A 20,983-nucleotide genomic window follows, 5' to 3' on the forward strand; every position below is an offset into this window, starting at 1 on the left:
GGCTCGGTGTGCCCTCACTCCGGCTTTGGAGCGTGGGCCGCCGCGATGGGCCATCCTTGGCCCAGCGCGGCTAACCCGGCGTCCTGCCGGGTTACCCACGCTCCAAAGCCTGCGTTCGGCCAGCGTGTTTGACGGGGCGCCCCAGATCAAAGGCAAAAGCGCGGCGGCCTTAGAGCCGACCGGGGTTGGGGGTGCGTTACTGGGTTAAAAATGTGGGAGGGGGCTTGCCCCCGATGGCGGTGTGTCAGTTGATGCATCTGTGGCTGTCACACTGCCATCGGGGGCAAGCCCCCTCCCACAGTTTGAACTGCATACATCAGGTAGATATCAGCCTGCTTTTGCCCTGCTTTGCCCTACTTTTGATCTGGCTTTTGATCTTGATCTTAGGCGGCCCCCCAAATCACTGTCGGATTACGGGCACACCGAGCCTAGGCGAGGTGCCGAGTGTTGGGGCAAGAGCCTGTTGCTTACTTTTGGGCTTTTCAAAAGTGAGCCGCTGTAAGAGCGGAACCATAAGCCGCCGTTACCTAAAAAACGGATATGTACTCCAATGATCCAGCCCCGCGCCTTTTCGCCCAGCGGACTGCCGCTCCCCCCCGTTTGCCGTTATACTCGCCGGCTTTCAAAAGTTCGCCAACGAGTGCTGCCCGCCATGGAAATCAACCCGATCCTTAACACCATCAAGGACCTGTCCGAGCGCTCCGAAACTATTCGGGGGTATCTTTGACTACGATCAAAAGCATGAGCGTCTGACCGAAGTCAATCGCGAGCTTGAAGATCCGGCTGTCTGGAACAAACCTGAATACGCCCAGGAGCTGGGCCGCGAGCGCGCTGCGCTGGCACAGATCGTCGACACCCTCGATGAGCTGAACACCGGCCTGGGTGATTGCCGTGACCTGCTGGACATGGCCGTCGAAGAAAACGACGAAGGCGCAGTGGGCGATGTCTTCGCCGAGCTGGCCCGTCTCGAGGAAAACCTCGCCAAGCTTGAATTCCGTCGCATGTTCAGCCATGAAATGGACCCGAACAACGCGTATCTGGACATCCAGGCCGGTTCCGGCGGCACCGAGGCCCAGGACTGGGCCAACATCCTGCTGCGCATGTACCTGCGCTGGGCCGACAAGCGCGGTTTCGACGCGACCATCATGGAGCTGTCGGCCGGTGAAGTCGCGGGTATCAAAGGCGCGACGGTGCATATCAAGGGTGAGTACGCCTTTGGTTGGCTGCGGACCGAGATCGGCGTTCACCGTCTGGTGCGCAAGAGCCCGTTCGACTCCGGCAACCGTCGCCATACCTCGTTCTCCGCCGTGTTCGTCTCGCCAGAGATCGACGATAAGGTGGAAATCGAGATCAACCCGGCCGACTTGCGTATCGACACCTACCGCTCCTCTGGTGCCGGTGGTCAGCACGTAAACACCACTGACTCGGCCGTACGGATTACCCACGTACCGACCAACACCGTGGTCAGCTGCCAGAACGAACGTTCCCAGCACGCCAACAAGGACACCGCCATGAAAATGCTGCGGGCCAAGTTGTACGAGCAGGAAATGCAGAAGCGCAACGCCGCTTCCCAGGCGCTGGAGGACACCAAGTCGGATATCGGCTGGGGTCACCAGATCCGTTCTTATGTGCTCGATGCGTCGCGGATCAAGGATCTGCGCACTAACATCGAACGCAGCGACTGTGACAAGGTGCTCGACGGCGATATCGACGAATACCTGGAAGCCAGCCTGAAATCGGGCCTGTAAAAAGACTGTAGGAGCCGGGGGGACGCAGCGTCCCTGCCCGGCGATCCCCAGCCGAAGGCTGGGGGCAACGAACCTGTGATGGAATTTCAAAAGACATGAGCGACCAACAACTCGACCCGCAAGCCCTGCAACAGGAAGAAAACTCCCTGATCGCCCTGCGCAAGGAAAAGCTGGCTGCCGAGCGCGCCAAGGGCAATGCCTTCCCCAACGACTTCCGCCGCGAAAACTACTGCGATGCCTTGCAGAAGCAATACGCGGACAAGACCAAGGAAGAGCTGGCAGAGGCTGCGATTCCGGTCAAGGTGGCAGGTCGCATCATGCTTAACCGTGGCTCGTTCATGGTGATCCAGGACATGACCGGGCGTATCCAGGTCTACGTCAACCGCAAGACCCTGTCCGAAGACACCCTGGCCTCGGTGAAAACCTGGGACATGGGCGACATCATCGCCGCCGAAGGCACCCTGGCCCGTTCCGGCAAGGGCGACCTGTACGTGGAAATGACCAGCGTGCGGCTGCTGACCAAATCCCTGCGCCCGCTGCCGGACAAGCACCACGGCCTGACCGACACCGAACAGCGCTATCGCCAGCGCTACGTTGACCTGATCGTCAACGAAGACGTGCGCCAGACCTTCCGCGTGCGTTCGCAAGTCATCGCCCACATCCGCAGCTTCCTGATGCAGCGTGACTTCCTGGAAGTGGAAACCCCGATGCTGCAAACCATCCCCGGTGGTGCCGCAGCCAAGCCGTTCGAAACCCACCACAACGCGCTGGACCTGGAAATGTTCCTGCGTATTGCGCCTGAGCTGTACCTCAAGCGCCTTGTTGTTGGCGGCTTCGAGAAGGTGTTCGAGATCAACCGCAACTTCCGTAACGAAGGCGTCTCGACCCGTCACAACCCAGAATTCACCATGTTGGAGTTCTACCAGGCCTACGCCGACTACGAAGACAACATGGACCTGACCGAAGAACTGTTCCGCGAGCTGGCACAGCTGGTTCTGGGCAGCACCGACGTGCCGTACGGCGACAAGGTGTTCCACTTCGGCGAGCCGTTCGTGCGTCTGTCGGTATTCGATTCGATCCTCAAATACAACCCTGAGCTGACCGCCGACGACCTGAACGACATCGACAAGGCTCGTGCGATCGCCAAGAAAGCCGGCGCCAAGGTGCTGGGCTTCGAAGGCCTGGGCAAATTGCAGGTGATGATTTTCGAAGAGCTGGTGGAGCACAAGCTGGAGCAGCCGCACTTCATTACTCAGTACCCGTTCGAAGTGTCGCCGCTGGCCCGTCGCAACGATGACAACCCGAACGTCACCGACCGTTTCGAGCTGTTCATCGGCGGCCGCGAAATCGCCAACGCCTACTCCGAGCTCAACGACGCGGAAGACCAGGCCGAGCGCTTCATGGCCCAGGTGGCCGATAAGGACGCCGGCGATGACGAAGCCATGCACTACGATGCTGACTTCGTACGCGCCCTGGAATACGGCATGCCGCCCACCGCCGGTGAAGGTATCGGCATCGACCGCCTGGTGATGCTGCTGACCAACTCGCCGTCGATCCGTGACGTGATCTTGTTCCCGCACATGCGGCCGCAAGCGTAACCGTAGCGAAATCCGAAGCCGCCTTTTATAAGGCGGCTTTTTTATGTGGCGTTTATAAGCGTCAAGCAAACAGCGCCAGGTTTTGATCTATTCAAGGATGTGTGTCGTGAACCGCGTAATGGCTCAAGAAGGTGCCGCCGGCATTGCTGCTGCCGTGGCTGAAAGCGTCCAGTACCAGGGCCGCAAGGCCAGCCGTCGGGGCAGCGAGCAGCGCAGGCAAGACATTCTCGATGCCGCCATGCGCATCGTGGTGCGTGACGGCGTAAGGGCTGTGCGCCATCGGGCAGTGGCGGCGGAGGCGGGGGTGCCGTTGTCGGCCACCACCTACTATTTCAAGGATATCGATGACCTGCTCACCGATACGTTTGCCCAATACGTTGAACGCAGCGCCGCGTTCATGGGCAAGCTGTGGGTGCGTAACGAAGGCCTGCTGCGTGAAATGGTCGCCTATGGTGACGGCAGCCCCGCCTCGCGCTCGCAGTTGGCCGATGACATTGCGCGGCTGACCGCCGACTATGTGCTACGCCAATTGACCAACCGTCGCGAACACCTGATGGCCGAACAGGCTTTTCGCCAGGAAGCCTTGCTCAACCCGCGCCTGGCGGAACTGGTGCGCTCCCATCAGCAAATTCTGTTGCAGGGCACCGGGCAGTTTTTCCAGGTGTTGGGCTCCCGCGAGCCGCAACAGGATGCCAAAGTGTTGACGGCGATAATCAGTCGGATGGAATATCAGGGCCTGTTGGGCGGCGCAGAGCCTCTGACCGGTGAAGAAATGCTTGAGATCCTCAAGCGTTACATGCATTTGGTGTTGGCCTCGGTCTGACACCGGGGGATGTCCAATGAAAACCTGGCGTCTGGTTGTAATCGCCTTGTCGTTCCTGCTGCTCAGCGGTTGCCTGGTGACCTTCAAGGAGCCGCTGCCGGCCCATGACGCCGCGCCGCCGGCCCTGCTGGGCCACTGGACCAGCAAAAACGCCTGGGGCGAGCCGCTCAACCTGCACATCACCCGCGTCGGCGAGCACCGTTATAAAGCCGTGAGCTACCCTACAGCCAAGCCAGGCCAGCGTGACGAGTACCTGTTCAGTGTGTCGCGCCATGGCAACCGCTGGTACCTGTCAGCGCCGTTGCCGGCCAAGCTGGGCGGGCATTTCATCCTGGCGGGTTTTGAAATCAGCGAAAAGCACGAATTGGTGGTCTACACCCTCGACCTTGAGCAGATTCATCAAGCGATAGGCCAAAAAAACTTGCATGGCAGTACTGTGGAAACCGTCGAAGGCGCCGGGGTGCTGGTCGACAGCCCCTTGGACCAGGTGTTTGCCTACCTGGATGACCCGGCCAATGCCGATGTATTCGTAGAGGCCGTGCGCTACCGGCGCGCGGGCAAATAACGTTTAAAGAGGAAGCACCGGGTGGACGATTACCAGCAGACGATACGCACCTTGTCTGATCGCATTGTGCTGGCGCAAACACCGATTCGCGTCCTCGACGCCGTGAAGTGGGACGAGAACATTCGTCAGGGGTTCCTCAAGGCCAAAGGCAAGGAAATGCCGGCGGTTGACCGTGATTACTATCTCAACCGGCCATTGGCGTTCGACTCCAGCGCGGTGAAGCTGGAGTTCCAGAACATCGAGCGCGACATCACCCGCAGGCTCGGCCAGTTCAGCCCGGTGGGGCAGATCATGCGCCGCATGTGCCGGGAATATCGCATGGTGGTGCGCATGCTCGAAGCGCGTGGCACCGAGGATTTCGGCCTGATTTCCCAGGAACTGTATGGCGCCGCCTCCGATGCGTTCCACGCCGGCGACCCGACCCTGGCCGACCTGGGCCTGATGCTGTCCGACTACCTGAACAATATCGACGGCCGTGGCGACCTCAAGGACGAAGCCAAGACGCTCACCGCCAAGGACGCCGTCGCTCTGCTGCAAACACGCCTGAATAAAGTATTCGGCGAGGCTGAAGAAACCATCCGCGTGTTCGAGTCCGACGGTATCGTCGCCGACGCGGCGGCGGGCGCGGACTACATCAAGATCCGCGCCGACGCGATGTTCAACGATCGCGACGTGCGTGCCCTGGAGGTGCATGAAGGCCTGGTGCACGTGGGCACCACCCTCAATGGCCAGAACCAGCCCATCTGCACCTTCCTGTCCAAGGGCCCGCCGTCGTCCACTGTGACCCAGGAAGGCTTGGCGATCCTGATGGAAATCATCACGTTTGCCTCCTACCCGAGTCGCCTGCGCAAGCTGACCAACCGCACCCGCGCCATCCATATGGTGGAGGAGGGTGCCGATTTCCTGCAGGTGTTCGAGTTCTTCCGCGAGCAAGGCTTTGAGATGGCCGAAAGCTACGGCAATGCCAGTCGCGTATTCCGAGGATCGGTGCCGACCGGTCTGCCGTTTACCAAGGATCTGTCCTACCTCAAGGGCTTTATCATGGTCTACAACTACATCCAGCTGGCCGTGCGCAAAGGCAAGCTGGAACAAGTGCCGCTGCTGTTCTGCGGCAAGACCACCCTGGAAGACATGCGCACCCTGCGCCAACTGGTCGACGAAGGCCTGGTGGTGCCGCCCAAGTACCTGCCCGAGCAGTTTCGCGACATGAACGCGCTGGCGGCGTGGATGTGCTTCTCCAACTTCCTCAACCACCTGAGCCTGGATCGGATCGAGGCGGATTACTCCAATATCCTTTAAACCGTGGTATTCGCGAGGCTTCAACGGATGAGAATCCTCGGCATTCTATGCCTGCTCCTCACATTGAACGGCTGCAGCTCATTGCTGTTCTACCCCGAACCCGGCCTGCCGTTCACGCCGGAAAAAGCGCACCTGCAATACCGCGACGTCACCCTCACCACCGCCGACGGTGTGAAGCTCCACGCCTGGTGGCTGCCGGCCAAGCCTGGTGTGCCGCTCAAGGGCACGGTGCTGCACCTGCACGGTAACGGTGGCAATCTGGCCTGGCACTTGGGTGGCAGTTGGTGGCTGCCCGAACAGGGCTACCAAGTGCTGCTGCTGGATTATCGCGGTTACGGCTTGTCGCAAGGCAAGCCCTCGCTGCCCGCGATCTATCAGGATGTGGATGCGGCCTTCAACTGGATCGACAAAGCGCCTGAAACCCAAGGCCAGCCACTGATCGTGCTGGGCCAAAGCCTGGGCGGTGCGCTGGCGGTGCACTACCTGGCCGCGCACCCGGAGCGCCAATCCCGGCTCAAGGCGCTGGTGCTGGACGGCGTGCCTGCCAGTTATCGTGACGTAGGACAATTCGCCCTGAGCACCTCCTGGTTAACATGGCCGTTTCAGGTGCCGTTGTCCTGGCTGGTACCGGACGCCGACAGTGCGATCCATGCCATGCCTCAGCTGACCGGCGTGCCGAAGCTGTTGTTCCACAGTCTGGATGACCCGATCGTGCCCGTGGCCAATGGCATTCGCCTGTACCAGGCCGCCCCGCCGCCCAGGGTGCTGCAGTTGACCCGAGGCGGTCATGTACAGACCTTTGCCGACAAGACTTGGCAAACCGTGATGCTGCGTTACCTCGATGACCCGCAGCACTTCAACGGCCTGCGGCGGCTGGGCGAAATTCCGAACTACCCCACTCCTAACGTTGATTCATCAGAGAGCCCGCAATGAGCGAAGAACGCAACATGATCCCGCTGATCCTCACCGGTATCGGCACCATCATCGGTACCGTCGGTTGCCTGTGGTACTACGGTTACCTGCACTTCGCCAAGCCGGAAGATGCGCTGTTGCTCAGCGATTTCACCCTGCTCAAGACCGTGCCGGGCGAGGACTACAAGATCTCGCTGACGCCGGCCGCGCAAGTGGCGCAGTGCGTCGATGGGGTGCTGGTCATGTTCGATACCGAGCAGAAAGGCCTGAGCGGCGTGCTGGTCAACAACAAGAAGCAGGCCGTGCGTTGCATGGGGCAGGAAACCCCTAAATTGCAACAATGAACGCGGTTTTTATCGGTGTGGGAAAGCTCCGTTTTGCTTACCGATTAATGATTTAACGCCTGTCAGGCGCTCGGCCGGCCGGAACCAGCCTCGCTTGCTCACCACTGATAATGGACTGATTGGCAATGCTGATCAGTCCATTTTTTTATGAGTCTGGAGTGAGCATATATGGCAGGTATAAACGGAATATCGGGCGCAGGCAGCATGGGTAACGGTGGTAATGTCGGCGGTGGCGCCCCGTCAAGTCAAGGCCTTGATCAGCAGATCCAGGACGTTCAAAGTAAAATTAAAGACCTGCAGTCACAAAGTGCTAAAGGCGGACAGGGCAGCCAGGGTAGCCAGGGCGGAGGTGAGCTCGAGGAACTGATGAAGCTGCTGGAAAAGCTGCTTAAACAAAAAAATGATCAAGGTGCACAGGGTGCGCAGGGCGATCAAGGCGCGCAGGATGGTCAAGGTGGCGCTCAGGGCCAGGGCCAGATCCAAATGCCGGAGACCCAGGGCACAGGCAAGGTGGGCGGTTAAATAGCGGCCCTTTTGAACCGCCCTTTTGGGGCGGTTTTTTCATTTTGATACAGCTATTCAGCCTGTCGCGAAATGTGTGGCGCAGCACTTCATGCAGTTGCTGTGGAAATTTCGGAACCGTTTCTTCTCAAATGCCACAAAAAATGCGGCAACCTACCTAGATTGGGTCGAGGATGAAAATACATATTCCTGTATTGGAAAACATGTTGGCCATGGCAAGGCAGCATGTAGCGCTGGAACAGGAAGCCGCTCGCAGGTACAAGCGCGATCAACAAATGGATGAGCAGGCGGGCGCGAAGATTGAAATGCCAGCCGAGGACACGAATCGCACTATTCAGTTTGATGAGTCGAAAAAAAACCCACCGTGAGGTGGGTTTTCTTATATTGCGCTAATCAATCAGTTAGCAACGGAAGACCGTGGCTTGACCGGCTGGTTGTCGTTGGAGATGGTCACTTCAACGCGGCGGTTCATGGCACGGCCCGATACGCTGCCGTTGTCGGCAACCGGGTATTCCTTGCCATAGCCCTGGGTCACGATGCGCGAGATATCCACGCCCTGTTGGGCCAGTGCGCGTTGTACCGAAGCCGCACGGCGCTCAGACAGGCTCTGGTTGTACGAGTCGGAACCGGTGCTGTCGGTGTAGCCTTCGACGATCACTTTACGGTCCGGGTTGTCGCGCAGGAACTGAGCCAGTTTGGTGATGTTCACCAGGCCGCTGGATTTCAGGTCGGACTTGTTGGTAGCGAACAGCACGTCACCGAACGTTACCAAGGTGCCGCGATCAGTCTGCTTGGCATTCAGGCTGTCTTGCAGTTGCTTGATCTGTGCATCACGGGCGTCCAGCAGGGCGCGGGCGCGTTCGTCACCGGCGTTTTTCAGCTTGGCTTCGGATTCGCGCAGCACGATGGTGTCTTTGGCCACTTCAACGCGCTGGTTGGTCAGGTAGGCCAGCTGGTCGACTTTCTTCTCGTCTTCCTTATCGCGGTAGGCCTTGTCAGCCTTGTCCAGCCATTCGCTGGCGTCCTTGGTTTCCAGCGCCGCCAGCTTGGTGGCTTGCGGGTTGGTTTGCAGGGCCGAAAAGTTGGTCCGTGCGTTTTCCAGGTTCGCGTTCGGCGGGGTGGAGCAGGCCGCCAGTGCAACGCTCATCGCCAGCAGGGCAGGGATCATCAATTGTTTACGCATAGTCGTGTCGTCCTTTCAATTCGATATCAGGTGCGATGCGGTCAAGGGGTGCGTCTTACTTCTGCTGGATAGCAGCCGGGCGCATGCCTTCCTTACGCAACTCATCAACAGCCTTCTGGGAATCCTTCACAGCCTGTTCAGCCTTGGCGGCCTGGGACTTACGCTCGGCGACGCGAGCATCCCACTCGGCTTGTTCAGCCAGGCGACGGGCTTCGTCGTAGTTCTTGTCGTGCATGGCAATCTCGGCTTGCTTGAGCTTGTCCTGGGCCGACTTCATTTCTACAGCTGCGTACTCGGTGCCGCCGGCGCTGACAGCGCTGTTGACTGCGGACTGGGTCACCGCGTACTGCTCGGTCGGAGGATTGCCGGCGCAACCCGCCAGAACGAAGCTGGTGCCGATTGCCAGCGCGGCCAATTTGAGCCCGCGCAGGTGGTTAAACGAGGATTTGGCAGTGCTGGTCTTCATCGTCTTCAACTCCATTGGATAACTCCTGAAAAACATTTAAATCCATGTCACTGGAGTGCGGCTGAGGACCTGGCGATAAAGCAGCAGAAGCCCTTTCAAACGGCCGTTCCAAGTGATGGCTTACTGGCTGTGACCGGAGGCTTTTTTCAAAAGTTCAGAGAAGATGGCGATTTGCCTAAAAAAATATCTGACTGATCGGTCAGTGTAAAAAACTTGGAACTTCTGCGTTGCGCAGCGGTACGCCGGGCGCGTGAAGTGCCCGGCGTACAAGGGTTTGGCAGGGTCGTATCAGTGCTTCTGTTCGTCGCTGCTGGCGGACATATCATGCAGATAACGCCGCGACAGCGTCAGGAAGCGAGGGGTAGGACCGACGTCTTCATACAACGGATCGCCCTCTTCATCGGTGGCAATCACCTGCTGGCCCTTGATGTACGGAAAGCTGGCTTCCAGCTCTTCGAGGGCGGCGCCGATCAGCTCGCCGAGCAGTTCTTCAGTGTGGCGCTTGGGGTACATTTCGGCGATGGCCGCCAGCCTCGCGGCAGACTCCACATCCAAGTGGATGGCGTACTCGGTCTTGGTCAAGCGACCCTTGGCGTTTTCTTCCCAATGCTGGGCCAGTTCTCGGATTTTCATGGCAACCTCAATAAAGCCCGTGATGGCAGGCGGTGATGAGTGACCAGTCGCTGCATGGATAAACGCAGGCGACTCAGTGTTGAGACTAGCTGCAACTCACAAGGTTTAAAGTCTTGTCATAAATCGACGCCAGCGGCACTCTGACAGACCTGCGCGTCCCGGATTTCTGGCTGGAGATTGGCTGATGAGTGATATCGATGCACGCTTGCGTGAGGATGTTCACCTGCTGGGTGAGCTGTTGGGCAACACCATTCGAGAGCAGTACGGCGATGCTTTTCTCGACAAAATCGAGCAGATCCGCAAAGGCGCCAAGGCCGACCGACGCGGGGCCGGCGATGAATTGAGCGCGAGCCTCAATCAGTTGCAGGAAAACGAACTGCTGCCGGTCGCCCGGGCGTTCAACCAGTTCCTCAACCTGGCCAATATCGCCGAGCAATACCAACTGATTCACCGGCGCGATGAGTCGCAACCGGCACCCTTTGAGTCCCGCGTATTGCCGGAATTGCTCGCCCGCCTGCAAAGCGAAGGGCACAGTAACGAGTCCCTGGCCCGCCAGTTGGGGCGCCTGGAAATTGAATTGGTCCTCACCGCGCACCCGACCGAGGTGGCGCGCCGCACCTTGATCCAGAAATACGATGCCATTGCCGCCCAACTGGCGCTGCAGGATCACCGTGACCTCACCACCGCAGAGCGCGAGCAGATTCGCCAGCGCCTGCAACGCTTGATCGCCGAAGCCTGGCACACCGAAGAAATCCGCCGCACCCGGCCCACCCCGGTAGACGAGGCCAAGTGGGGCTTTGCGGTGATCGAACATTCCCTGTGGCACGCCATTCCCAATTACCTGCGCAAGGCCGACCAGGCCCTGCACGCCGCCACTGGCCTGCGCTTGCCGCTCGAGGCGGCGCCGATCCGCTTCGCTTCGTGGATGGGCGGCGACCGTGACGGCAACCCGAATGTCACCGCGCCGGTCACCCGTGAAGTGCTGTTGCTGGCACGCTGGATGGCGGCCGACCTGTACCTGCGTGATATCGATCACTTGGCGTCCGAGCTGTCGATGCAGCAAGCCAGCCCGGCATTGCAAGCCAAGGTCGGCGACAGCGTCGAACCCTATCGCGCTCTGCTCAAGCAACTGCGCGAACGCCTGCGGGCCACGCGCCAGTGGGCACACACGGCGTTGAGCAGCAGCACGCCAGCGCCCGCCGAGGTGCTGCAAAACAATCGCGACCTGCTGGAACCGCTGGAGTTGTGCTACCAGTCGTTGCACGAGTGCGGCATGGGCGTGATCGCCGACGGGCCGCTGCTCGACTGCCTGCGGCGTGCGGTGACGTTCGGTTTGTTCCTGGTGCGCCTGGATGTGCGCCAAGACTCCAGCCGTCATTCGGCGGCCATGACTGAAATCACTGATTACCTCGGCCTGGGGCGTTACGAAGACTGGGATGAAGAGGCGCGCATCAGCTTCTTGATGAAAGAGCTGGCCAATCGTCGACCGCTGCTGCCGGGGTATTTCAAGCCGTCGGCGGATACTGCCGAAGTGCTCAACACCTGCAAGGAAGTCGCCGCCGCCCCCGCCGCATCGTTGGGCTCGTACGTCATCTCCATGGCCGGCGCTGCGTCGGACGTGTTGGCGGTGCAACTGCTGCTTAAAGAGTCGGGCGTGCAACGGCCGATGCGCGTGGTGCCGCTGTTCGAAACCCTGGCCGACTTGGATAACGCCGGCCCGGTGATCGAGCAACTGTTGCTGCTGCCGGGCTATCGCACGCGTTTGCAGGGCCCGCAGGAAGTGATGATCGGCTACTCGGACTCGGCCAAGGATGCCGGCACCACCGCCGCCGCGTGGGCGCAGTACCGGGCGCAGGAGCGGCTGGTGGATATCTGCCGCGAGCAGCAAGTGGAACTGTTGTTGTTCCACGGTCGCGGTGGCACCGTCGGTCGTGGCGGTGGCCCGGCCCACGCGGCGATCCTGTCGCAGCCGCCGGGTTCGGTGGCAGGACGGTTCCGGACCACTGAACAGGGCGAGATGATCCGCTTCAAGTTCGGTTTGCCGGATATCGCCGAGCAGAACCTCAACCTCTATTTGGCGGCGGTACTGGAAGCGACGCTGTTGCCACCACCGCCTCCTGAACCGGCCTGGCGCCATTTGATGGACGAATTGGCGGCAGACGGTGTCAGTGCTTACCGCGCCGTGGTGCGGGAAAATCCGCAGTTCGTCGAGTATTTCCGTCAGTCCACGCCGGAACAGGAGCTGGGCCGCTTGCCGCTGGGCAGTCGCCCGGCCAAGCGACGTGCGGGCGGGATTGAAAGCCTGCGCGCGATCCCGTGGATCTTCGGCTGGACCCAGACCCGCCTGATGCTGCCGGCCTGGCTTGGCTGGGAGGCCGCGCTGAGCAAGGCCCTGGAGCGCGGCGAAGGCGAACTGCTGGGGCAGATGCGCGAGCAGTGGCCATTCTTCCGTACCCGCATCGACATGCTGGAAATGGTGCTGGCCAAGGCCGACGCCGATATCGCCCGTCTGTATGACGAGCGCCTGGTGCAGCCAGACCTGCTGCCATTGGGGACGCATTTGCGCGACCTATTGTCGCAGGCATGCAGCGTGGTGCTTGGCCTGACTGGCCAGTCGCAATTGCTGGCGCACAGTCCGGACACCCTGGAGTTCATCCGCCTGCGCAACACCTATCTCGACCCCTTGCACTTGTTGCAGGCCGAGTTGCTGGCGCGCTCCCGTCAGCAGGAAGCGGCACAAGACAGCCCTCTGGAACAGGCGCTGCTGGTCTCCGTGGCCGGTATTGCTGCCGGTTTGCGTAACACCGGCTAAGGTTTTTTGCGTGTTCTCAACGGCTTGCAGATAAACCACGACGGCCGCCCTGAAAAGGGCGGTCGGCGTTTACGAGGCCGGGTTGCACTCAGGCACACCCTACCTATGACGCATGCACGGCGCGGGTTCCTGCGACTTTTGGCGGCTTGTGTGGTTAAGGCCTGCTGTGTATCTTGATCAGCCTTTGGCCGTTTGGGCGGCCCGAATTCTATTTTTACGCGATTGGCCCCCCGCGGCGAATCCGAGCGTCATCTCTATAAAAAAATTGAGGAGCACATCGATGCGCGTCATTCTGCTGGGAGCTCCCGGGGCCGGTAAAGGTACTCAGGCAAAGTTCATCACTGAAAAATTCGGCATTCCGCAAATCTCCACCGGCGACATGCTGCGTGCGGCCGTCAAGGCGGGCACCGAGCTGGGCCTGATCGCCAAGAGCGTGATGGACAGCGGTGGCCTGGTTTCCGATGACTTGATCATCAACCTAGTCAAGGAACGCATCAGCCAGGAAGACTGCAAGAACGGTTTCCTGTTCGACGGCTTCCCGCGCACCATTCCCCAGGCTGAAGCCCTGGTGAAGGCCGGCGTCGAGTTGGACGCCGTGGTTGAAATCGCGGTTGAAGATGAAGAGATCGTCCAGCGCATTGCCGGTCGTCGTGTTCACGAAGCCTCGGGCCGCGTGTACCACACCGTCTACAACCCGCCAAAAGTTGAAGGCAAGGACGATGTGACCGGCGACGACCTGGTGCAGCGCAAAGACGACACTGAAGAAACCGTGCGTCATCGTCTGTCGGTCTACCACTCCCAGACCAAGCCGCTGGTGGATTTCTACCAGAAGCTGTCCGCTGCCCAGGGCAAGCCGAAGTACAGCCACATTCCTGGCGTCGGCTCGGTCGAAGCGATCACTGCCAAGGTGCTGCAAGCACTGAGCTGATCCCTCGACGGCTTCACGGATAACGGCCCGCTTGCGGGCCGTTGTTGTTTATACTGGCGCACTTTTTTTCGACTTGGACACCTACACCGATGAGCACCCTGCTGGCCCTGGACACCGCGACTGAAGCTTGCTCGGTTGCCCTGCTGCACGATGGCAAGGTAACGAGCCACTACGAGGTGATCCCGCGCCTGCACGCGCAAAAGCTGTTGCCGATGATCAAGCAACTGCTCGAAGACGCCGGTACTACGCTGGCTGCGGTCGATGCCATTGCCTTCGGCCGTGGGCCGGGTGCCTTTACCGGCGTGCGTATCGCCATCGGCGTGGTGCAAGGCCTGGCATTTGCGCTGGAGCGTCCGGTGTTGCCGGTGTCCAACCTCGCCGTGCTGGCCCAGCGCGCCTTGCGTGAACATGGCGCCCAGCAGGTTGCGGCAGCCATCGATGCGCGCATGGATGAAGTGTATTGGGGTTGCTACCGCGAAACAGCGGGAGAGATGCGCCTGGTCGGTGTTGAAGCCGTGCAGCCGCCGGAGTCATCGGTGCTGCCTGCCGACGCCAGCGGCGACTGGTTCGGTGCGGGCACCGGTTGGGGTTATGGTGAGCGCATCGCGGTGCCGTTGGCGGGCCAGGACGCTGCGATGTTGCCTCATGCCGAGGACCTGCTGACGTTGGCTCGTTTTGCTTTTGAGCGTGGCGAGGCGATTCCCGCAGATCAGGCCGCACCTGTGTACCTGCGCGATAAAGTGGCGCAGACCAAGGCCGAACGCGGCCTGTAACTGTCGTGAGCGGGCTTGACCCGCGCCGGGCTGCGAAGCGGCCCTAAACATCCCGAACACGCCTCTAATCTGCACCAATCGTCAGAATTTGCCCCCCGTTTTAAACCTTTTTCAAATTATGTGTTCTAGTTATCACCAGAGCATTTGCGCGCTACGGATTGCGCCACTAAAATGCCATCACCGATACCGAGTTCGCATCGATGCGTATAGACGGCTTTTCCTCACAGTCCTACCCCATCAAGCGTAAGCCGCGTAAGGCCAACGTCACGGTAGACGAGTCCGTCGAAGATTCACCGGACTTCATCGAAGTCCAGCCCGATGCGCAGTCCAACGCTCAATCACGTATCAGCGGTCTTCCCGCCCGTCAGCAAGACATGGTCTTCCCACGCTCAATGAGCAGAAGTGTCGCCACCGCCCTGGCCAGCTACCTGACCACCGCCGGCTTTGTCGAATGGGATATGGAAGTGCTGGGCCTCGACATCCACATCTGATGCGTCTGCCTTACTACCTGGGTTGCCCGTCTTGGAGTGAAAACGCTTGGCGCGAGTACCTGTACCCCGCCGATGCCCGTTCCAGCGACTACCTTGCGCTCTACTCCCAGGTTTTCAACGCCGTTGAAGGCAACACCACGTTTTATGCTCGCCCGTCGGCCGCCACCGTGCAACGCTGGGCCGAGATCATGCCCGAGGATTTTCGCTTCACGGCCAAGTTTCCCGGTGATATCAGCCACAGCGGCAACCTGATTGAGCAGCTCCCGGCAGCGGAAAGCTTTGTGGGCTTGATGAGTCCGTTGGGTGAGCGGGTATCGCCGCTGTGGTTGCAGCTGCCCGCGACGTTCACACCGCAGCGTCTGGGGGAATTGGCCGGTTTCATTGATGGCCTGGAGCGGCCAATGGCCGTAGAAGTACGCCATCAGGAATTCTTCGCCAAGGGCGATGCCGAGCGCATGCTCAACCGCTTGTTGCGTGACCGGGGCGTGGAACGCATCTGCCTGGACCCTCGTGCACTCTTCAGTTGCACGTCGACTTCAGCCGCCGTGCTGCACGCCCAATCGAAAAAGCCCAAGGTGCCACCACGGCCGGCGGCGCTGACGCAGTTCCCCCAAGTGCGTTTTATCGGCCATCCCGAACTCGAAGCCAACGATCCGTTTTTGGTCCCGTGGGTGGAAAAAGTCGCCGGCTGGATCGAAGAAGGCCGCACGCCCTATGTGTTCCTGCACACCTCGGATAACCGTCTCGCCGCGCAGTTGGCCCTGCGTTTCCACGACCAGTTGATGGCGCGCCTACCTGGGCTGCCGCCACTGCCCACGTTGGATCGCACCCCCGAAGTGGAGCAACTGGGGTTACTCTAGGGCTCCTTTTCCCGCCAGGAGCCAGACATGGATGCGCAAACCCTTCGCGCCGAAACCTTCAAGGCCTTGCATGAGCGTGACCGCGCCTTCGTAATGCCCAACCCGTGGGATGCAGGCTCCGCCGTGATGCTGGCCAGCCTGGGTTTTGAAGCGCTGGCCACCACCAGTGCGGGCTACGCGTTCAGCTTGGCGCGCCCGGATGCGGAAGGGGCGCTGTCCCTGGAAGACACGTTGATCAATGCCGGCATGATCGCCAAGGCCACGGCGCTGCCGGTGGCGGCTGACCTCGAAAACGGCTTCAGCGACACCCCCGAAGGTTGCGCCCAGACCATCCTGCGTGCCGCCGCCACGGGGATCGTCGGTGGCTCCATCGAGGATGCCACGGGCGTCGCCGTCGACCCGATCTATCCCTTTGACCTTTCCGTAGAACGTGTGGAAGCGGCCGTTGCCGCCGCCCGTAGCCTGCCATTCCCCTTCACCCTGACGGCCCGTGCGGAAAACCTCCTGCACGGCCGCCTGGATCTGCCCGACACCATCCGCCGCCTGCAGGCCTACGCCGAGGCCGGTGCCGACGTGCTGTATGCGCCGGCCTTGCGCAGTGCCGAGGAAGTGCTGGCGGTGGTCAAGGCGGTGGCGCCCAAGCCGGTGAATGTGTTGATGTCCGGCGGCTTGAACCTGAGCGTCGCGCAGCTCAGCGAGATGGGCGTGCGACGGATCAGCGTCGGCTCGGCCCTGGCGTTGGCGGCCTACGGTGAGTTCTATCGTGCAGCCCAGGAAGTGTATGAGCTGGGCACGTTCACCTTTACCGAGCGCAAGATGCCGTTCAGCCAGGCCAACCAGTTCTTCAAGGACTAAGCCGTGCGTTTTTTAAACGTGATGGGCTTGCTGCTGATTCTGGCGGGCGCCGTTGCCGTGGGCGTCTGGCGTGGCTGGGTGCCAATACCGGCCGATTGGAACCCCTGGGCACCGCTGGACGTACGTGCCAGCCCCAACCTGCTGACCCGTTACAAGCTGGGGCGCCTGCAGGATGACCCGGCGCTGTGCGACCAGGTGATGGAAACCTCGGGCCTGCGCGTCAGCCATCAGGCGGACTCGCCCGCCGATGCCGCTTGCCCCTTGCGTAATACCTTGCGCGTCCAGGGCGCAGCGGTCGGGCTGAGCAGCAGCTTTCTCGCCAGTTGCCCACTGGCGGTGGCCTTCGCCCTGTTTGAGCGGCACAGCCTGCAACCGGCGGCCCAGGCGGTATTCGGCCAGGCGGTGACACGGGTCGACCACCTGGGCAGCTTTGCCTGCCGCAATATGTATAACCGTGCCGAGGGGCGACTGAGCCAGCATGCGTCGGCCAATGCGCTGGACATTGCCGGCTTTCGTCTGGCGGATGGGCGCAGTATCAGCGTGCTCAAGGATTGGCCGGGGGAGGGCGATAATGCGCGGTTCCTGCGCCAGGTACGCGATAGCGCCTGTGATGATTTCAATGTGGTGCTGAGCCCGGACTACAACGCCGCGCACCGCAACCATTTCCATCTGGATATGGGGCGTTGGTGGGTGTGTCGCTGAGTGTCAGGCGGCCAGGCGCAGGTTGTGGGTGACCAGCGGGCGTGCCCAGTAGTAATCGAAGTCCAGGGCTTTCTGTTGCGCGACCAGTTCTTCGGTCGGGTACGGCGTGGCGGCCGGTGGCAGCAGGTCCAACTCGAATTCGGCGATGGGCAGGTGCAGTGGGCGTGGCTCCGGTGCCGGGCCTGGCTCCGGCAGCGCTTGGCCAGCGGTCAGTACGATCGGGCGCACCCAACCGCTTTCGAAGTTCTGCTGGCGTTGCTGGGCGACGATTTCTTCTTCCGGGAACGGTGTGGCGGCGGGTGGCAGCAAGTCGGTCTCGAACTCGGCGATCGGCAGGAACAGCGGCTCCGGCGGCGCGATTTCGGTGTCTTTCACGTCACACCCACGCTGCGTGAGGATCTGCGACAACAGGTCGGCGCCAGCACTCGGTTCTACCGCTGGGTCTGCCGGTGCAGGCGCCTGCACCGCGAGCGCGTCCGGCGTATCGCCAAGCTGCTCGGCCAATGCCCGGGCGAAGAAGTCCTGCCACACATGGCTCACCCCGGCCAGCGCTTGGGTATTGCGCAGGCCGTAGTGGTTGTGGGTCGGCAGTACACCGATGGTTAGGGGAAGAATGTCTGACATTTTTCTCGGTCGACGCTCAGCTCTGGCAAAATACCTGACTGTTGTTTTTATCGGCCGGTAGTTGCCGATCCTTAATATTTTTGAGCGTAGCGATTGATGAGCGAACAACCAGCGGCCAGCCGCATCCAGGTCGAGGCATTGGGCGACGGTTTCAAGGCCCGTGCCGAGCAGTGGGCGTCACTGTTGGGGCTGCCGTTGCAGCTGGCGGATGCGGACTTTTCCCTGCAAGTCGGCGAACATGGCCTGCAGTTGCAACAGCTTGGGCCTGACGCGCCTGGGCCGGTGCGGGTGGACTTTGTCGAAGGCGGAGCGGCGCATCGGCGCCTGTACGGTGGTGGCAGCGGGCAGATGATCGCCAAGGCCGTGGGCATTGCCCAAGGCGTGCGTCCACGGGTGCTGGACGCCACGGCCGGCCTGGGCAAGGACGCGTTCGTGCTGGCCAGCCTGGGCTGCGAGATGAGTTTGATCGAGCGCCAGCCGCTGATCGGCGCGTTGCTTGAAGATGGGTTGGCGCGTGGCGCGGATGATTTTGAGGTGGCGCCGATCGTGGCGCGCATGCAGTTGCTCAAGGGCAACTCCATCGACGTGATGCGCAATTGGGAAGGTGAGCCGCCCCAGGTGATCTACCTTGACCCGATGTTCCCGCACCGTGAGAAAACTGCGCTGGTGAAGAAGGAGATGCGCCTGTTCCGGCCGCTGGTGGGAGATGATCCGGACGCCCCGGCGCTGTTGGCTGCCGCGTTGGCCCTGGCCAGCCACCGTGTGGTGGTCAAGCGCCCGCGCAAGGCGCCGTGCATTGACGGGCCCAAGCCAAGTCATGCGCTGGATGGCAAGTCCAGTCGGTATGACATCTACCCCAAGAAAGCGCTCAAGCCTTGATCGTGGACCTGTGGCGAGGGAGCTTGCTCCCGCCGGCGGCCTTACAGCCGACCGCTATTTACCTGTTGCCCAGCGATCAAAATGTGGGAGCTGGCTTGCCAGCGATGAGGCCCGTCCATGCAACGAGCCTTTAAGGCCTGTACGCCCGCATAAACAACCCCACCACCTCCTGTACATGTTCTTCGGCGGCTTCTTCGCTCAGTTGCCCGCCGCAGCCATACAGCAAGCAAAAGTTCGCCGTGCCTTTGAGCAGGCAGAAGAAGTGCTCGGCTGCGGTAAACGGTTTGTCGATGCTCAGCGCGCCGCTCTGATCGATCTTGCTCAACAAACGCTCCATGCCTTGCAACATGCGCATGGGGCCGGCCTCGAAGAAAATCTGTGAGAGTTTCACGTCTTGATTGCCGGTGGTCATCATCAGGCGATGCAGGTTGACCGACTCTTCGCTGTTGATCAGGCGATGGAACCCTCGCGCGATGTTCAGCAACACAGTCTCTACGGGCACACCCATGGGCAGCTCGAAGTACATCACCGGCAGTTGTTCTTCGCACTTGGCCACTACGGCGGCCGTGAATAACGTTTCTTTATCGTTGAAATGACTGTAGACGGTCAGTTTCGACACGCCCGCTTCCAGTGCAACGGCATCCATGCTGGTACTGGCGTAGCCATTGCTCAAAAACAGGATTTTCGCGGCTTCAAGGATTGCCTGGCGTTTTGCCATGTCCTTGGGACGCCCGGGGCTATTGGTGTTTACAGGATTGTCGGACATTTTCACCTTTAATACTGGACTGGTGAGTTTGGTATTAATAACATACCCGCCAGTATAATTATTCCTAGCTCCATTAGCGAAAAGGTCCTACAGCATGCGCAGCATTTTCCTGCCCTTTGCGTTGCCTGCCAGTCTGGTCCTCCTATTGGCCGCCTGTGGCCATGAAGAAGCGACCCAGACCACCATCCGACCGGCCATGGTGGTGCAGCCACAGCCTTCTGCGCAGTCGATGGACAGCTACCCCGGCGAAGTGCGCGCACGCTATGAGCCGGACCTGGCGTTTCGCATTGGCGGCAAAGTCAGTAAGCGGCTGGTGGAGGAGGGCGAACGGGTCAAGGCCAACCAGGCGCTGGCGGAGCTCGACCCTCAGGACGTGCGCCTGCAACTCGAAGCGACCCGTGCCCAAGTCGCCGCCGCCGAGGCCAACCTGAGCCTGGTGCGTGCCGAGCGCGATCGCTACAAGACCCTGATGGACCGTCAGATGGTCAGCCGTTCCCAATACGACAATTCCGAAAACCTCTATAGATCCGGTGAAGCACGCCTCAAGCAGATCAAGGCCGAGTTTGACGTGGCCAGCAACCAGGCTGGCTACGCCGTGCTGCGCGCACCCCAGGACGGTGTGGTAGCCAAGCGCGCGGTCGAAGTCGGCCAGGTGGTGTCTGCCGGCCAGACGGTGTTCACCCTGGCCACCGATGGCGAGCGCGAAGTGCTGATCAGCCTGCCCGAGCAAGGTTTTGGTCGCTTCAAGATCGGCCAGCCGGTGTCGGTCGAGCTGTGGAGCCAGCCCGACCAGCGCTTCAGCGGGCGTATTCGCGAGCTGTCACCGGCGGCCGATCCGAAGTCGCGCACATTCGCGGCCCGCGTGGCGTTCACTGGCGGCAAGGTGCCGGCGGAACTGGGCCAGAGCGCCCGCGTATTCATACAGGCTGACGGCATTATTCCGCTGTCGGTGCCGCTCTCTGCCCTCAGTGCGGAGAACGGTGCGTCCTACGTCTGGCGCGTACAGCCCGACAACACCCTCAAACGCGTGCCGGTCCGTATTGGCGCCTTTGGTGAAAAAACCGTCCCGGTACTGGAAGGCTTGAGCCCGACCGATTGGGTCATTGCCGCCGGTGTGCATGTGCTCCACGAAGGCCAGCAAGTGCGCCCGGTGGATCGCGCCAACCGCGTGGTGAATCTGGCGGCCAAGGAGTAGTCCCC

At 60.9% G+C, this 20,983-nt stretch carries 23 protein-coding genes; 18 read left to right on the top strand and 5 right to left on the bottom strand.

Annotated features, from left to right (window positions below; all coding sequences use genetic code 11):
• The first annotated feature begins 652 nt into the window (after positions 1-652).
• The 9 genes from prfB (at position 653) to K7431_RS20090 (ending at position 8,179) form a co-directional block, all read left to right on the top strand.
• Positions 653-1,748, top strand: a protein-coding gene (gene prfB, locus K7431_RS20050; protein WP_148270893.1) for a peptide chain release factor 2 whose coding sequence is annotated in 2 segments (ribosomal slippage) — positions 653-724 and positions 726-1,748 — 1,095 coding nt in all. Because the reading frame shifts where the segments join, the coding sequence is not laid out codon by codon here.
• A 95-nt stretch (positions 1,749-1,843) separates the two neighbouring features.
• Positions 1,844-3,346 (top strand): lysine--tRNA ligase, encoded by a 1,503-nt coding sequence (gene lysS / locus K7431_RS20055; RefSeq protein ID WP_012722555.1) that lies wholly within the window; start codon positions 1,844-1,846, stop codon positions 3,344-3,346.
• Positions 3,347-3,452: 106 nt separating this feature from the next.
• The gene (locus K7431_RS20060; protein ID WP_080567166.1) at positions 3,453-4,169 is read left to right on the top strand and encodes a TetR/AcrR family transcriptional regulator; all 717 of its coding nucleotides are present in this window, start codon (positions 3,453-3,455) and stop codon (positions 4,167-4,169) included.
• 16 nt (positions 4,170-4,185) lie between these two features.
• Positions 4,186-4,734: a hypothetical protein gene (locus tag K7431_RS20065; RefSeq protein ID WP_012722557.1), complete on the top strand. Its 549-nt coding sequence runs from the start codon at positions 4,186-4,188 to the stop codon at positions 4,732-4,734.
• Positions 4,735-4,755: 21 nt separating this feature from the next.
• Positions 4,756-6,033 carry a flavohemoglobin expression-modulating QEGLA motif protein gene (locus K7431_RS20070; RefSeq protein ID WP_012722558.1) on the top strand — a complete coding sequence of 426 codons (1,278 nt, stop codon included), beginning with the start codon at positions 4,756-4,758 and terminating at the stop codon, positions 6,031-6,033.
• A 27-nt stretch (positions 6,034-6,060) separates the two neighbouring features.
• Positions 6,061-6,966: an alpha/beta hydrolase gene (locus K7431_RS20075; protein WP_043204885.1), complete on the top strand. Its 906-nt coding sequence runs from the start codon at positions 6,061-6,063 to the stop codon at positions 6,964-6,966.
• On the top strand, positions 6,963-7,289 hold the full coding sequence (locus tag K7431_RS20080; protein ID WP_043204887.1) for a hypothetical protein: 327 nt from the start codon (positions 6,963-6,965) through the stop codon (positions 7,287-7,289). Before K7431_RS20075 ends, K7431_RS20080 begins: the two co-directional genes overlap by 4 nt.
• Positions 7,290-7,457: 168 nt before the next feature.
• Positions 7,458-7,811, top strand: a complete 354-nt coding sequence (locus tag K7431_RS20085) for a hypothetical protein (protein ID WP_173390379.1) — start codon at positions 7,458-7,460, stop codon at positions 7,809-7,811.
• Between the two features lie 173 nt (positions 7,812-7,984).
• Entirely contained in the window at positions 7,985-8,179 is a 195-nt protein-coding gene (locus K7431_RS20090) for a hypothetical protein (RefSeq protein ID WP_012722562.1), read from the top strand.
• A gap of 29 nt (positions 8,180-8,208) precedes the next feature.
• Here the strand turns inward: K7431_RS20090 and K7431_RS20095 are convergent, their stop codons facing one another.
• The 3 genes from K7431_RS20095 to K7431_RS20105 form a co-directional block, all read right to left on the bottom strand.
• On the bottom strand, positions 8,209-8,994 hold the full coding sequence (locus tag K7431_RS20095; RefSeq protein ID WP_012722563.1) for an OmpA family protein: 786 nt from the start codon (positions 8,992-8,994) through the stop codon (positions 8,209-8,211).
• 55 nt (positions 8,995-9,049) lie between these two features.
• The gene (locus K7431_RS20100; RefSeq protein ID WP_173390380.1) at positions 9,050-9,460 is read right to left on the bottom strand and encodes a DUF4398 domain-containing protein; all 411 of its coding nucleotides are present in this window, start codon (positions 9,458-9,460) and stop codon (positions 9,050-9,052) included.
• A 288-nt stretch (positions 9,461-9,748) separates the two neighbouring features.
• Positions 9,749-10,093: a hypothetical protein gene (locus K7431_RS20105; RefSeq protein WP_012722565.1), complete on the bottom strand. Its 345-nt coding sequence runs from the start codon at positions 10,091-10,093 to the stop codon at positions 9,749-9,751.
• 184 nt (positions 10,094-10,277) lie between these two features.
• On the opposite strand from K7431_RS20105, the gene ppc reads away from it, so the two are divergent.
• The 7 genes from ppc to K7431_RS20140 all read left to right on the top strand — a co-directional run bounded on the left by ppc (position 10,278) and on the right by K7431_RS20140 (position 17,514).
• Positions 10,278-12,905, top strand: coding sequence for a phosphoenolpyruvate carboxylase (ppc, locus tag K7431_RS20110; RefSeq protein ID WP_012722566.1), 2,628 nt, complete (start codon positions 10,278-10,280; stop codon positions 12,903-12,905).
• 280 nt (positions 12,906-13,185) lie between these two features.
• Positions 13,186-13,833, top strand: coding sequence for an adenylate kinase (gene adk, locus K7431_RS20115; protein ID WP_012722567.1), 648 nt, complete (start codon positions 13,186-13,188; stop codon positions 13,831-13,833).
• 89 nt (positions 13,834-13,922) lie between these two features.
• Entirely contained in the window at positions 13,923-14,606 is a 684-nt protein-coding gene (tsaB, locus tag K7431_RS20120; protein ID WP_012722568.1) for a tRNA (adenosine(37)-N6)-threonylcarbamoyltransferase complex dimerization subunit type 1 TsaB, read from the top strand.
• 200 nt (positions 14,607-14,806) lie between these two features.
• Positions 14,807-15,097 (top strand): hypothetical protein, encoded by a 291-nt coding sequence (locus K7431_RS20125; RefSeq protein ID WP_012722569.1) that lies wholly within the window; start codon positions 14,807-14,809, stop codon positions 15,095-15,097.
• Entirely contained in the window at positions 15,097-15,957 is an 861-nt protein-coding gene (locus K7431_RS20130; protein ID WP_012722570.1) for a DUF72 domain-containing protein, read from the top strand. Before K7431_RS20125 ends, K7431_RS20130 begins: the two co-directional genes overlap by 1 nt.
• Before the next feature lie 27 nt (positions 15,958-15,984).
• Entirely contained in the window at positions 15,985-16,812 is an 828-nt protein-coding gene (locus tag K7431_RS20135) for an isocitrate lyase/PEP mutase family protein (RefSeq protein ID WP_012722571.1), read from the top strand.
• Between the two features lie 3 nt (positions 16,813-16,815).
• Positions 16,816-17,514 carry an extensin-like domain-containing protein gene (locus K7431_RS20140; protein ID WP_012722572.1) on the top strand — a complete coding sequence of 233 codons (699 nt, stop codon included), beginning with the start codon at positions 16,816-16,818 and terminating at the stop codon, positions 17,512-17,514.
• A 3-nt stretch (positions 17,515-17,517) separates the two neighbouring features.
• Here K7431_RS20140 and K7431_RS20145 read toward each other — a convergent pair whose 3' ends face one another.
• Positions 17,518-18,138, bottom strand: coding sequence for a hypothetical protein (locus K7431_RS20145; protein WP_043204893.1), 621 nt, complete (start codon positions 18,136-18,138; stop codon positions 17,518-17,520).
• A 96-nt stretch (positions 18,139-18,234) separates the two neighbouring features.
• Here K7431_RS20145 and K7431_RS20150 point away from each other — a divergent pair, with 96 nt between their 5' ends.
• A complete protein-coding gene (locus K7431_RS20150) occupies positions 18,235-19,017 on the top strand; it encodes a class I SAM-dependent methyltransferase (protein ID WP_012722574.1) in 783 nt (260 codons plus the stop codon).
• A gap of 130 nt (positions 19,018-19,147) precedes the next feature.
• On the opposite strand, the gene K7431_RS20155 is transcribed toward K7431_RS20150, so the two are convergent.
• A complete protein-coding gene (locus tag K7431_RS20155; protein ID WP_012722575.1) occupies positions 19,148-19,783 on the bottom strand; it encodes a TetR/AcrR family transcriptional regulator in 636 nt (211 codons plus the stop codon).
• Positions 19,784-19,877: 94 nt separating this feature from the next.
• Here K7431_RS20155 and K7431_RS20160 point away from each other — a divergent pair, with 94 nt between their 5' ends.
• Positions 19,878-20,978 (top strand): efflux RND transporter periplasmic adaptor subunit, encoded by a 1,101-nt coding sequence (locus K7431_RS20160; protein WP_012722576.1) that lies wholly within the window; start codon positions 19,878-19,880, stop codon positions 20,976-20,978.
• Positions 20,979-20,983: the final 5 nt, after the last annotated feature.

Source organism: Pseudomonas fluorescens group sp. (genome assembly GCF_020093335.1).
GTDB lineage: Bacteria > Pseudomonadota > Gammaproteobacteria > Pseudomonadales > Pseudomonadaceae > Aquipseudomonas > Aquipseudomonas petroselini.